This window comes from Magnetospirillum sp. SS-4 (assembly GCF_902729425.1).
Taxonomy (GTDB): domain Bacteria; phylum Pseudomonadota; class Alphaproteobacteria; order Rhodospirillales; family Magnetospirillaceae; genus Phaeospirillum.
The window spans coordinates 107,412-119,367 of record NZ_CACVCH010000024.1 but is presented as its reverse complement, the minus strand read 5'-3'; the positions used below and the strand labels follow the sequence as shown (position 1 = coordinate 119,367).

Below are 11,956 nucleotides of genomic sequence, written 5' to 3'. Positions count from 1 at the left end.
CCCGCCTTCAGTTGCTTGCCAGGGCGTCCGCGTCCTGGGACGCGGCGATGATCTGCCCGGCCACCTCGTCGACGGCATCCCGGATGCGGCGACGGCGTTCCGTCTGCGCGTTCACCAGGTCGTGAGCGTGCCGCTTTTCGATTTCGACGGCCCTAACCGCCAGTTCCTCTATCCAGTTTTCATCTGACATCTGACCCCCTCCCCGAATCGCGCCCATCGTGACTGATCTGGCCTCCCGGCCGAAATTCGTTGGATCACCAAGGATTTTGCTCTCAATCTTATAGCTACCCAGCGACGCAGCGTCTTCACCCTTGTGATTAGAAAATAGTTGGGTGACAAACACGGGCACATGTCGGCATCCGCGGTTGCCCAGCGATTAGGACTTTTATTCCCCCAACGGCCCATGCTTTGGCCACGAAATCAGCGGCGACTCACATGTGCGCTTCTCACGGCAGCGCCCCCCACGCCACCCGGCTTTCGTTGACCATCTCGGCCAACTTCGCTGGCTCCAGTACTTCGACCTTGTCGCCCCAGCAGTAGAGGTGCCAGGCCATCTCCAGGTCGCCGCCGGCGATAAACCGGACGATCAGCGAGCCGTCGGGCTGCTTTTCCATGGTCTGGGTCGGGTGGAAGACGAAATCGGCGGCATCCTCGGCCGCTTCGGGAGCGAAGCGCCAGGCCACCGAATAGGGCTCCTCCTGGAACAGGCCGAAGGAGCGGGCGGCGAAGCCAGCGAGGTCGAAGCCGGGATCGCGGACGAAGGTTTCGGCGAGGATCTCCACCTCTTCAACGTTGGGAAGGGCAAACAGGGCCACCTTGTTGGCCTTGGGGTTCTCATGCCAGCCGACCAGGTAGTTGCGGTGACCATGGAGGAAGCCGTAGGGATGAACCAGCCGCTCGGCGGTCCGCTTGGTGTGGCGGTTTTTATACCGGATCTTGACCTTGCGGCAGGCCGTGATCGCCTCGCGCAGGTCCTCGACCACGAACACCTTGATCCGCGGGCGCGGTCCGGGACGCATGGCCAGACCCTCGGCCTCCAGCATGGCTTCCAGGTCGGGCTCCACCTTGCGGGCCACGTCGGGACGCAGAAGCGCCCTCAGCTTGCCGGAAAGCGTGGAGAGGTTCGCCGCCTCGTCCTCGCGGTTGTCGCGGTCGAGCAGCCGGATGGCCGACTCCAGCGCGGCCAGTTCATCGGCGGTGAAGATGATCAGGCGATCCAGGGTGCCGGACGGAATTCGCCAGCGCTTGATCCGCTCATCGGTTTCCACCTCCTCGCACTGAGGGAAATTGCGCAGGACCGCATCGCGCATGCGCATGGCGGTGCGCCGGCCGATTCCGAATTTGTCCTCGATATCCTTCAACGACAGGCCGCCGCGCGCCGCCTGCATCTCCAGCGCCAATTGCAGCAGGTTGTCGGCCTTCTCGTAGCGCACCGCCGCCCCCAGTCCATGAAACGTGTCCAATTCTGACACGGACAGGCCGTCAAATGAAGTGGGCAAGATCAACCGGCGGCTGCGATGCGGATCTGTGGGGCTTTGGCACTGTCGTTATTGATCATGCCACCCGCCTGGGCCGGCGATGCCCAGGTGTGCTTCACGCCGGGCGAAGACTGCACCGGTATGCTTGTGACTGAGCTCGCCACCGCCCGGCGCGAGGTCCTGGTTCAGGCCTATGGCTTCACCAATCCCGCCATAGCCCAGGCGCTGTCCGACGCCCGTCGCCGCCAGGTCACGATAAGCGTGATCCTCGACGGTGGCGCGCTGGGGCAGAAGGCCGGCAGCGCTGTGGCACAACAGCTTGCCGCCGCCGGAATTCACATTCTGGTCGATGGAGACCACGCCATCGCCCACAACAAGGTGATGGTGATCGATGGGAGCACGGTGGTGACGGGATCGTTCAATTTCACCCGCTCGGCCCAGAGCCGGAACGCCGAAAACCTTGTTATCCTACACGACGAGACCCTGGCGGGGCAGTACGCGGCCAATTGGCACCGACACGCCGATCACTCGCCCCCCTTCGAGGCAAGACTGGCGGAAACGAGCGGGGAGACCAGGCGACATGACCGTTTCTGACACCCGCCCGTGGCAGCCTGAGGCCATGATCACGCCGCGCATACCCATACCCGAGATTGAGGTACAGCATGCCGCCCGGCGGCTGGTCACCCTGTTCGGATGCGCCGCCAGGACCGAGGCGGCGGAACGAGCGGCCCGGTTGGCTCGGCTGGCCCGCTGGCCGGAACATGACGTCGCCATGCGAGTGTTGACCGTGGTGGAGACCCTGGCCGAGGGACGGAATGCATGATGCGTGGTTGGTGTCTCTGGCTGCTCGCCATCCTGGTCGCCTTGCCGTCGCGGGCCGACGATTTCATTGTTCGCGACCAGCGAGGCCGAACCGTCGGGACGGTCGAACAGGGCATCGGCGGCGCCATGGTGCGCCGAGACGCCTCCGGCCGCAGGATTGGAACCGTGGAAGACGGCATCGGCGGGCAGAAAATCCTCCGGGATGGCGATGGACGCAGGACGGGCACCGTCGAGCCCGGATACGGCCAGGAAATGGTCATTCGCGATCTGACCGGCAAACGTCTTCAGACCATTGAACCCGACGCCATCACCGGAGGCTATGCCTTGCGGGACAATATGGGGCGCCGCATCGGAACGGTGGAGAAGCGCTGGAAATGAGCGAAATCGGCGGCCGTGCATGGCAACGAATGCTCTCAGGTCGGCGCCTTGACATCATTGATCCCTCGCCGCTGGACATCGAAATCGACGACATCGCCCTTGGGTTGGCCCGCCTTAACCGATGGAATGGCCAAACTCACGGCGAACACGGCTATTCTGTCGCTCAGCATTCGATCCTGGTCGCGGAATTGGTCGCCACAGAGACGCCGTCGGCGCCGGCCCCCTGCCTGCTTGCCGCCCTGCTTCACGACGGTCCCGAATTCGTGACATCCGATCTGGTCACCCCGTTCAAGAGAGCGATCGGTCCCGCCTATGTGGAACTGGAGGCTCGCCTGGCCCGAACCATTCACTTGGCGTTCGGGCTGCCGGCTCTGTTGCCGCAGGAATGGCGAGAGATGATCGACCGCGCCGACAGGCTTGCCGCCTTCATCGAGGCCATTCATCTCGCTGGCTTTACCGAAGCCGAGGCCCGACAGGTCTTCGGCTTCCGTCGCCCCGCGCCCGACGTTGATATTGACCCCTGGGATGCTCCGACAGCACGGAAGCGCTTTCTGACAGTGTTTCAGGATTTGGCTGCCGGTGGAATGAGCTGTCGTCGGCAGTGGCGCATCGCCCTCAACAGTCAGGCGCTGGCGTGACAGGGGCGGTGGAAGCGCAGATCCCCTGCGCCCACCAGAACGCAAAAAAGCGGCCGACCAGGGTTTCCCCCGGTCGGCCGCGTCAATGCGAAATTCGATCTGTTCTATTTGCCGATAGGCGGCGCCTGCGCCAGCAGGGTGCGGGTCTGCTCGGAATCCGCCGATCCGCCGAACTCGAAATCGAAGGCGGTGGCGAACTTGCCGGCCAGCAGGGTCACCACCGAGATGATGCAGCCTCCGACGGCGGTGTTGCCATCGACGTGGCCGAATACCATGAAGGCGATGCCGCCGACGATGCCTGCTCCCGCCGTCACCAGCAGGACGTTGGCGCGGACATTACTGCGCCCGGCCTTGATGAACTCGGCGTCGCGGGCGCGGGCGTCCTGGCGGTCGGCCAGGGTGGCGGTGAGCGTGGTGATGGCGCCGGCCATCTGCTGCATGCGCTCTTCGTGAGCGAATACTTGCGCTTGGGAGCGAAGCTGGAAGACGAGGTTGGGATCGGCCAGCGCTTCGCGGGCCTTGTCGGGATCGTCGGTACCGGTGATGGCGCGGACGGTGTCGGCCAGCTTGCCTACCGCCTTCTCGGCATCGTCACCGAACAGGCCGGCGATATCGGGAGCCACGTCCAAGGCCACCTTGGCGAGACCGGAGACCGGGTTGGCGGCGATGGCGGCGGCATCGCCGAGGAGATCAAGCAGGTTCATGGGAGACCTCCAGGGCAGCGCAGGCATGGGCGTAGCAGGCCTTGCGGTCGTCGAGACCGGTGAGACCGCCGTTGATGCGCCGGGTGATGGTGGCGATGTCGCGGGCGTCGGCGAGGCGGTTGAGATCGTGGCGGTGCCAGAACCATCCGGCCGAGCGGGCGGCGGAACCGGGCTGCTCCAGCAGCTCGGGCTGGGCGATCAGGTCGACGCCGAGGGCGGTGCCGCAGGCGGCGTAATTGTCGTGGCCGGTCACCTGGATCAGGCCCCGCCCGCGATAGCGCCAGCCGTCGCCGCCGGCCTCGTCGCCATTGCCCATGCGGTTGGCGTAGACCCTGGAGCCGATGCGTTCGGGCTGGCGGGCGTAGGCGGCGGCTTGGCCTGCGTCGAAGTGGCGGGGAAAGATCCGCAGCAGCGCCTCGGCGGAGTAGTTCAGGTTCTCTGCCAGAAGGCGCAACTGCCCGCTCTCATGGGCGATCTGGGCGAGGAAAGCGGCCAATCGCAGCGGCGTGTCGATGCCCCATTCGGCGCAAGCCTCCGTCAAAGGGGTGGCGAAGCGGGCAATATCGGTGGACCGCGCCGCCGGCAGGGCGGCACGCAGGATGTCGACAGACAGCATGGGAACCTCGGTCAGTTGATATGGACGCGGGAATCTTCGGCGACGGCGGTGATCTCCACCTGCTCGGCGCGGGGACGGATGGCGAGGACACGGGCGGCTTGCGCCCAGGCCTGGCCGGGGCCGAAGCTGAAGTAGGTCCGCTCCTCGGAGCCGCCGGTGTAGGGGATGACGGTCAGGGGATCGGCGAGACGCACCATGGTGGGCGCATCGGCCACCGGCTCGACCCGGAACGGCCCGGCGAGGCTGCCGTCGCGCCGGCGCAGCGCCAGGTAATGGCTGGCGCCCTCGGTCCAGGTCAGCGGTTCGGACAGCACCAGAACCGCCCCCGTCCAGGGCGGCTTGGCGGATTCGGCCCGCCAGTCGATCACCTCGCCGCCTTGCCCCCAGCGGGGCATGTCGTGGGTGATGGCGACGAGATCGCCATAGGTGGGGATCATCCCTTCCAACTCGGTGCGGAAGGTCACAAGGCGGCGGCGGTAGCGGTTATTGGCGGCGATGTAGAGGCCTTCCCGCTGGGCGTGGTCCTTGGCGGTGCAGCCGAACAGATTGACCTTGGCCGGATTGTCGCCGGAGGAATCGTCCAGCTTGGCGGTGACCTCGTCGGGCTTCCAGGTGCGGGACGAGAAATACTCCACCGTCACCGCGTCGGCGGTGTCCTCGCCCGGCATGACGTATTTGATCTTGAACGAGCCTTTGACGATGTTGCGCGGCCCGAACAGCGCCACGGGGATGGCCTGGGGCTGGTCGCGGATGATGCGGACAATGCCGCCCTGCTGAATGGGCACGGCGCGGCCACAGCGGGCGATACGGGTCAGCGCCTCCCACACCGTCATGCTGGTGTCGAACACCGCGTCGAAACTGTCGCCTCGGGCGGTCCAGATGGCATCCAGGGCCAGCAGCGCCTTCAGGTCGATGCGGGCATCAGCCAGCTTGCCGCCGTACTGCGCCTTGCAGGCGTCGGCGAAGGCCCAGGCGATGGAGCGGGTTGGTTGGGGTGCCGACCACCCGCCATCAGCCGACCACACCGGCAGCTTGCGGGTGGCGATGACGTTGACCATGCGGCTGGATCGTTGCGACAGATTGTCGGTGGCCCGCATCTTTACCGCCAGCAGGGTAACGGCGCCGAAATCGGGCTGGCCGACAAGGTAGGCGCGCAGCGCGGCCCAGCGGAACTCATGCCCGGCCCGCTCGGCGGTGTCCTTGGTGTCGAGGCGTCTGAGGCGGACCTCGTAGCGCCCGGTCGGCACCGCATAGCGGAAAGACAGGCGGATGGCGGTATTGGTGGCGGCGGTGTGGGATTCGGTCGCCAGCACCAACCAGCCGGCAAGAGCCTCGCCATCGGCACCGATGGCGCGCACCTCGACCTGCCATTGGACGGTGCGGGTATCGAGGCTGCCGCCGTCATTGGCGTAATAGAGGCCGCGCGGCATCACCACGTCGATGCCCAGCGCCCCCGCGGACGTGTCCACCGGATTGGCGGTGAACGGGCCGATATATCCGTCGTCGCCGGAGGCCACCAGATTGGGGGCGACCAGTTCCTGGCCGGCGATCTCGGCGGCGGTGATGACGTCGGGCTCGAACAGCGTCACCTCGCCACCGGGCGGGACGATCTGGGTCTGCACCTCCTCGAAGGAGGCGATGGGGGTGTCCTCGATGCGGATCTGTTCGACCGCATACTCGCCCTGGCCGATGACATGGAGCTGATACAGGTACTGCTCACCGCCGACGTAATCCTGGTAGGGCTCCGCGGCGAGGTCGGGGAAGATCAGGTGGCGGCCATAGATCACCGGGATCGGCTGGCCCAGTCGCCCCTGGTTGCCCTGGGCCTGGAGCGAATAGGTCGGACTGGGAGCCGGCGCGCTGCCGCTGCCTCCCCAGTTGAGCGAGGGCATCGACGGCTTGGGCGCCGGGATCACGGTGTTGATCAGCACCGAGCCGACCATGGCGATGCCGGCGGTGGCCATCGCCGCGGCGGTGCCGGTGGCCGTGTAGCCCATGGCGACCGCCGCCATTGGCCCGAGATAGATGGCGGCCACCATCACCGCGATGGTCAGCACGATCCGCAGGGGGTTCTTGCCGCCCCCACCTCCTCCGCCGCCTCCCTGCGGCCAGCGAATCACCGAGACGATGTCGCCCTCGCCGATGACGCGGACGGTGAACACCTCCGGCGGCACCGAAGACCCGCCGATGCGGATTTCCGGGCCATCGTCCCAGCGGTCCTCACCGATGCCGCAGTCGAGCAGCAAGGCTCCGACGGTGATTCCAGAGGCCACGGCATGGACCGAGCGGCTGGCCACCGGCTCGAACGGGTTGGCGACGATGACAACGGACGCGCTCACGGCGAATACCGGTAGAAGCCCTCGACCGCCCAGCCGTTGAGGCGGAGCGCGTCGGGGCGTTGGAACACCACGCCGGACTCCTGGCTGCAATGCAGGACACCGCCGCCATCGACGTCGAGCCAGATGCCGACATGGATGGGATGGCGGGACCGGCGCAGCAGGACGCAATCGCCTTCCAGGGAATCGACGACTTTGGCCCAACGCCGACGTTCCGGGTGGTCGCGGAAGGTACGCCCCATGGCCAGCATGTCCTCGGGATTGGCGATGTCGGGCAGGACGCGGCCAAAGTGGCGGTCCTGCACCACCCGGACGAATTCCCAGCAATTGAACGCGTCCGGCCCGCTGCCGTGGGCGGACCATGGCAGGCCGATATAGGCGGCAGCCCAATGCATTAAGCACCTCGAATGGAACGGAGGTCTGGAGGCGATCCTCCAGGCGGGCGCGGGCGGCAGCCCGCAATCACCTCACCGCGCCAGACCGGGAAACCGCTGGGCGGTATAGGTGATGGAGGGGAACGATTTGTTGCCGGCGTCGAGCATGCGGGCTCGGCAGGTGACACGCAGGGTGTCGGCCTCGACCTCGGCCAGAGTCAGGGTGATGGGCGGGTCCATGTGAGGCCCCTCCAGGTCGGTGGAGAGGAAGGGCCGATAGATGACCTCGATCCGGTCCTGGCTGATGGCGGCGGCCTCGAGCGCATCCGAGAGCTCGCGGCCGACATTGTCGAGGGTGACGGCGATCTCGGGGACCGGCCCGGTGTCCACCGGCGGCAGGTCAAGATCGAAGGTCAGCGCGATGAAGGTGACCCTTTGCCCCCCGTCCCGCGCCGCCCCCGCCTCCAGCCGGGCGGTGAGGTCGGCATGGTCGCGGACCACCCGGATCGGTTCGGTGAAGGTCGGGTGCCAGATTTCCAGGGTGTGCAGGATGACGGTGTCGGCGGGTGCGGCGGCATAGGCCTCGCGCAACGCCTGGCTTAAGCGCGGATCAGGCATCCCGCCGGTCCTCGCCATAGGGGCACAGGGTGCGGGCTTCCAGCAGCAGGCGGATCTGGTGGACGATCTCGGACAGCCCTTCGACCGCTGAGCGTAGCGCCTCGGTCTGGCGAGCCTGCTCCTCGACCACATGGGCAAAGGCTTCGACAGGGACACCGGAGGACTCCGGCAGTTCCCGCCGCCGCGACCAAGCCCAGGCCAGGATCGCCACCACGATCACCACGGCGATGATGGCAGCGATTTGGACGACGGGTGCGGCACTGCCCCAGGCGCCGACATACTGGGTGGCGACGCCGGCCCAGACCTCGGGTGATTGTTCAGTCATGACGGATCGTTCCCTACCAGGAGAAGGCCAGGATCTCTTCCGGGGAGGCGAGTTTGGCGATGGCGGCTTCGGCCTCGTTGCTCGCCATCCGAATGAGCTCGCGCTCGGTATAGACGTCCTGGAGGGTCGTCGTGCCGTTCAGGGCATCCCGCTCGCGGGCGCGTTCGACCTTCCAGTCGAGAGCGGCGATCCTCTGCGCCGCTTCCCCTTTGACCCGTCGAACCAGGGCGGTTCTGGCCGCCTGGAGTTCCTCGGCCTGCCGCTCGACGACGCGCGCGGCATCAATCTCGCGGACCTCGTCGTCGGTGGCGCCGTCATAGCGGTCGACGACCTCGCCGTCGACGAGATGGAAGCGGTGGCCCAAGGTCGAGTCCACCGGCAGATCGTGGTCGCCCTCGGGACCGATGACGCCCCAGTCATTGCCGTGGGGGAAGCTGATTTTGGCGGCCATGATCAATTCCCTCCGATGATCGGAACGATGTAGGGGTAGTTGGTCGAGTGATAGGCGCTGTCGAAGATGTAGACGTTGAAGCCCGGCACCTTGGAGCTCATGTCGCCCTTGTCGGCGATGGCCTGGAACACCGTCCGGGTGTCGATGTGCGACATGTAGATGCCGTAGCCGCTGTCCGAATTCGGGCTGTACGAGACCATGAAGTCGCTATCGCGGATGGGCGCGAACGACCGCCCATAGCTGGAATCTTGGTATTGCAGGAAGGCGTACTTCCCGTCCGACACCCGGATCAGGAACACCTCGGCGCCAGCGCCATAGTAGTAATAGGGCTGGTAGCAGATGACGTATTTGCCGTCGTTGGAGATCTGGAAGCGGATGCCGTTGCGATCCCCGGATTCCATGCCGTAGGTGGTGGTCGTGCTCAGGGTGTGGGTGGCTTCCTTGGTGTAGCCCCCGGCGCCGTTCGGCGTGAAGCGGTCCAGCATGCAGTAATTGCTGGGTTCCATCCGCACGATGATGATCTTGCCGTCGTCGCAGGGAATGACGATGCCGCGATACAGGCTCTCGGCGTACCCCGCCGAATTGGCCGTCCAGTCGTAGACGGTGTGCTTGGTCTCGTCGAGGCCATTGAACCAGGCGTGGCGGTTGCTGGCGGCGATGTCGAACGGCGGGACGTTGGAATAGACGTGCAGCCGCATGGAGGTGCCGCCATTCCTGTTCTCGTTGATGACCAGCGTGCCGGTTTTCTCGTTGTAGCCGATCATCCCGTACTTGTTGTAGGTGCCGAAATTGTTCTGGGCGTAGAACTTGGTGTTGGTCCAGGCCAGATGCCAACCCTCGGTGCCGGTCAGGCGGCCAGGGGCGATGGCGCGCGGCGCCACGCCCGCATACTGGTTCTCCATGAACAGGGCGAGGTTCTTGTTGGTCTTGTTGTTGACCCAGACACCGACATTCCTCAGCGCCGTGCCGGCATAGGGGCTGGGGCGGCCGATCATCGAGCCGTCGGGGCCAACGCCAAGGGCGATATGGCCGAGATGACCGCAGCGGGCGGTGCCGTCACCATAGGAGGTGTCGGTCGAGCTGATGTTGGAGTTGGTCTGGCCGTAGGAATACCAGTTGTTGAAGAACTCGGTGCCCATGCTGCTGGTGCTGCCCTGCATGTAGCCGCTGTCATTGTAGTGCTGGCGGCAAAGCTCCTGGAGGTAGTGGTTGTAGACCACCGTGCCCCAGGGCGCCGAACTGCTCATGGTCACCACGGCGAAGGCCGGGCGCTTCCAGGGATCGAGAAGATCGCGATCAAGGTGGCGCTGGTGCTGTTTCAGCGCGTTGAAGGTCAGGATATCCATCGTCAAACCTCCGTAACGGCGGCGAGTTGGCCGTCGGGCGTGTAGCTGAAGGTGAAGGCGCGGGAATAGGTGATGCCGCCGAGGGTCAGCTCTTCGGCGTAGCCCGCCATGGTGCCGTCGTCGTTGTAGGTGATGCCGCTGATCAGGCGCGGCCCCTGGCGGATGGAGACCGCCCGACCGGCAACGTCGTAGACGACATCGCCCGCGACGATGGCCCCGGTGAACAGGGCGGCATTGGCGGCATTGACCGAATAGCCGGCGCCGGTGCCCAGGTAACTGGCAAGATTGACCTGAAATTCGGCCATCTGATCGTTGATGCGGGTTTCGATCCCGTTGGAGAAGGTCTCGATCTTGGCGATGGCGGCGTTCAGGCCGGCGATCACCGTGCCATTGATGAAGCCGGTGGCCGTGGCCAGCCAGAGCGTATTGATGTGGTCCTTCAGCGCCTGGGCGATGGCATTGAGCCGGGCCGGAATGTCGCGGGCCTTGGAATTGCTGAAGATGCCGACATTGTCGGAGAACGCCGCGAAGGGAGCGGCATTGGGGATCGGGGGGATGGTCAGGGGCATGGAATCAGGTCTCCGCGTAGAAGGTTTCGAGGACGCAATCGCCGAAGGATTCCAGGCTTCGTTCACCGACCATCACGGCGCCGGTGACATCCATGTTCCGGTCGTCGCGATTGAGCAGTTGCCATCGCTCTTCCCCGCCATGGGGGATGTCGCCCAGCCGGGAGGCCCGGGTGAGCATGAGGATGTCCTCGCCGCTTAAGTTCGGGGCGTAAAACCCGGCAGCCTTGGCGACCACCTTGCGCAGCAGGGCATTGAAGGAATCCGTGTCCTGGACGGTCTCGATCAGCTCGATGGCCTTCACCATCAGGGCGAAATCGTCCATCCGCAGGTTGGGGTCGTCGAGCTTGGCCGAGATGGTGGCGAAGGCGTTGTCCTGGGCGGCCTTGACCGTCAGGTAATGGGCAAGGGTGGTCATGGGCCTTCCCTTCAGAACAGTTCGATGCCGAGCGTCCGGTAGTCCGAGCCCCTGCGGGCGGAAACGATCAGCGTCGGCAGATCCAGCCCCGTCGCCTCGGCGACGATGGTGGCCGCCGCTTCGGCCGCGACGGCGAAGCTCTCGGCTTGTCCGGCCCGAATGGTGCTCATGGCCTCCGACTGCGCCGCCGCCGTGGCCGAGCCTGCGGCGGCGGCTTCCGAGGCGCGGGCCTGGGCCGCCGACGCGGAGGCACTGGCCTCGGCGGCTACTGCCACAGCCGAGGATTCGGCCGCTTGCTGTTCGGACAGACCCGCCGCCTCCGCGCTCGCCTGGGCGGTAGTTTCGCTGGCACCAGCCGCGATGGCCGAGGCATTGGCCGCCGCTGCCGAAGCACCGGCATCCGTCGCTGCCTGCGAAGTGACGGCCTCCGCCGCCGTGGTGGCGATCCGGGACTGCTCCGCCTGGGCGGCGGCGTTTTCCGCCGCTTGCCGGGAAGCCTGCGCCACGTCCGCGCTGGTATTGGCTGCGGCGGCACTGCCAGATGCGGATAATGCACTGGCGGCGGCATTTGTTTCCGACAGGCTGGCGGCCTGAGCATTGGCCGCGATAGCCGCCTCGCTCGTCGCCGCCGTATCGGCGCTGCGGACGGCGACAGCCGCGCTGGCCGCCGCCGCGGCAACCTTCTGGTCCAGCGTTTCCAGACCGGACTGAAGCTGGGTGTCGATATCGGCGATGGCCTTGGCCACCGTCTTGACGACCCCGCCCTCGGTGACGACCTGGCACTCGGTTCCACTGGCGGGGCCATGCACCACCTTGTGCAGCAGGGTGCTGTCCGCGGTCACCTGGGCGACGGCAGCGGCGAGATTGGTTTGCAGGGTCATGGGCG

At 66.0% G+C, this 11,956-nt stretch carries 17 protein-coding genes; 4 read left to right on the top strand and 13 right to left on the bottom strand.

All coding sequences use genetic code 11. The features are described 5' to 3' along the window. Positions 1-7 precede the first annotated feature (7 nt). Positions 8-349: a hypothetical protein gene (locus tag MTBSS4_RS04515; RefSeq protein WP_173982201.1), complete on the bottom strand. Its 342-nt coding sequence runs from the start codon at positions 347-349 to the stop codon at positions 8-10. Positions 350-446: 97 nt separating this feature from the next. Then, entirely contained in the window at positions 447-1,463 is a 1,017-nt protein-coding gene (locus MTBSS4_RS04510; protein WP_254432377.1) for a YafY family protein, read from the bottom strand. 156 nt (positions 1,464-1,619) lie between these two features. On the opposite strand from MTBSS4_RS04510, the gene MTBSS4_RS04505 reads away from it, so the two are divergent. The 4 genes from MTBSS4_RS04505 to MTBSS4_RS04490 are packed head-to-tail and all read left to right on the top strand — an operon-like array spanning position 1,620 to position 3,316. Then, positions 1,620-2,072 (top strand): phospholipase D-like domain-containing protein, encoded by a 453-nt coding sequence (locus MTBSS4_RS04505; protein WP_254432376.1) that lies wholly within the window; start codon positions 1,620-1,622, stop codon positions 2,070-2,072. Continuing rightward, entirely contained in the window at positions 2,059-2,301 is a 243-nt protein-coding gene (locus MTBSS4_RS04500) for a hypothetical protein (protein ID WP_254432375.1), read from the top strand. Before MTBSS4_RS04505 ends, MTBSS4_RS04500 begins: the two co-directional genes overlap by 14 nt. Continuing rightward, on the top strand, positions 2,298-2,678 hold the full coding sequence (locus MTBSS4_RS04495) for a hypothetical protein (RefSeq protein WP_173982199.1): 381 nt from the start codon (positions 2,298-2,300) through the stop codon (positions 2,676-2,678). Before MTBSS4_RS04500 ends, MTBSS4_RS04495 begins: the two co-directional genes overlap by 4 nt. Further along, on the top strand, positions 2,675-3,316 hold the full coding sequence (locus MTBSS4_RS04490) for a YfbR-like 5'-deoxynucleotidase (protein ID WP_173982198.1): 642 nt from the start codon (positions 2,675-2,677) through the stop codon (positions 3,314-3,316). Before MTBSS4_RS04495 ends, MTBSS4_RS04490 begins: the two co-directional genes overlap by 4 nt. A 104-nt stretch (positions 3,317-3,420) precedes the next feature. Here the strand turns inward: MTBSS4_RS04490 and MTBSS4_RS04485 are convergent, their stop codons facing one another. The 11 genes from MTBSS4_RS04485 to MTBSS4_RS04435 all read right to left on the bottom strand — a co-directional run bounded on the left by MTBSS4_RS04485 (position 3,421) and on the right by MTBSS4_RS04435 (position 11,951). Continuing rightward, positions 3,421-4,020, bottom strand: coding sequence for a hypothetical protein (locus tag MTBSS4_RS04485; RefSeq protein WP_173982197.1), 600 nt, complete (start codon positions 4,018-4,020; stop codon positions 3,421-3,423). Beyond that, positions 4,007-4,636 (bottom strand): glycoside hydrolase family 19 protein, encoded by a 630-nt coding sequence (locus MTBSS4_RS04480; protein ID WP_173982196.1) that lies wholly within the window; start codon positions 4,634-4,636, stop codon positions 4,007-4,009. The genes MTBSS4_RS04485 and MTBSS4_RS04480 overlap by 14 nt, the downstream gene beginning before the upstream one ends. 11 nt (positions 4,637-4,647) lie before the next feature. Next, positions 4,648-6,975 (bottom strand): host specificity factor TipJ family phage tail protein, encoded by a 2,328-nt coding sequence (locus MTBSS4_RS04475; protein WP_173982195.1) that lies wholly within the window; start codon positions 6,973-6,975, stop codon positions 4,648-4,650. Then, positions 6,972-7,367, bottom strand: coding sequence for an NlpC/P60 family protein (locus MTBSS4_RS04470; protein ID WP_173982194.1), 396 nt, complete (start codon positions 7,365-7,367; stop codon positions 6,972-6,974). The genes MTBSS4_RS04475 and MTBSS4_RS04470 overlap by 4 nt, the downstream gene beginning before the upstream one ends. Positions 7,368-7,439: 72 nt before the next feature. Next, positions 7,440-7,964, bottom strand: a complete 525-nt coding sequence (locus tag MTBSS4_RS04465; RefSeq protein ID WP_173982193.1) for a DUF1833 family protein — start codon at positions 7,962-7,964, stop codon at positions 7,440-7,442. Beyond that, entirely contained in the window at positions 7,957-8,289 is a 333-nt protein-coding gene (locus MTBSS4_RS04460) for a hypothetical protein (RefSeq protein ID WP_173982192.1), read from the bottom strand. The genes MTBSS4_RS04465 and MTBSS4_RS04460 overlap by 8 nt, the downstream gene beginning before the upstream one ends. A 13-nt stretch (positions 8,290-8,302) precedes the next feature. Beyond that, the gene (locus MTBSS4_RS04455) at positions 8,303-8,740 is read right to left on the bottom strand and encodes a hypothetical protein (protein ID WP_173982191.1); all 438 of its coding nucleotides are present in this window, start codon (positions 8,738-8,740) and stop codon (positions 8,303-8,305) included. A 2-nt stretch (positions 8,741-8,742) separates the two neighbouring features. Continuing rightward, a complete protein-coding gene (locus MTBSS4_RS04450) occupies positions 8,743-10,086 on the bottom strand; it encodes a hypothetical protein (protein WP_173982190.1) in 1,344 nt (447 codons plus the stop codon). 2 nt (positions 10,087-10,088) lie between these two features. Continuing rightward, entirely contained in the window at positions 10,089-10,655 is a 567-nt protein-coding gene (locus MTBSS4_RS04445; RefSeq protein ID WP_173982189.1) for a hypothetical protein, read from the bottom strand. A 4-nt stretch (positions 10,656-10,659) separates the two neighbouring features. Further along, positions 10,660-11,070, bottom strand: coding sequence for a hypothetical protein (locus MTBSS4_RS04440; protein WP_173982188.1), 411 nt, complete (start codon positions 11,068-11,070; stop codon positions 10,660-10,662). An 11-nt stretch (positions 11,071-11,081) separates the two neighbouring features. Then, on the bottom strand, positions 11,082-11,951 hold the full coding sequence (locus MTBSS4_RS04435; protein ID WP_173982187.1) for a hypothetical protein: 870 nt from the start codon (positions 11,949-11,951) through the stop codon (positions 11,082-11,084). Positions 11,952-11,956 lie beyond the last annotated feature (5 nt).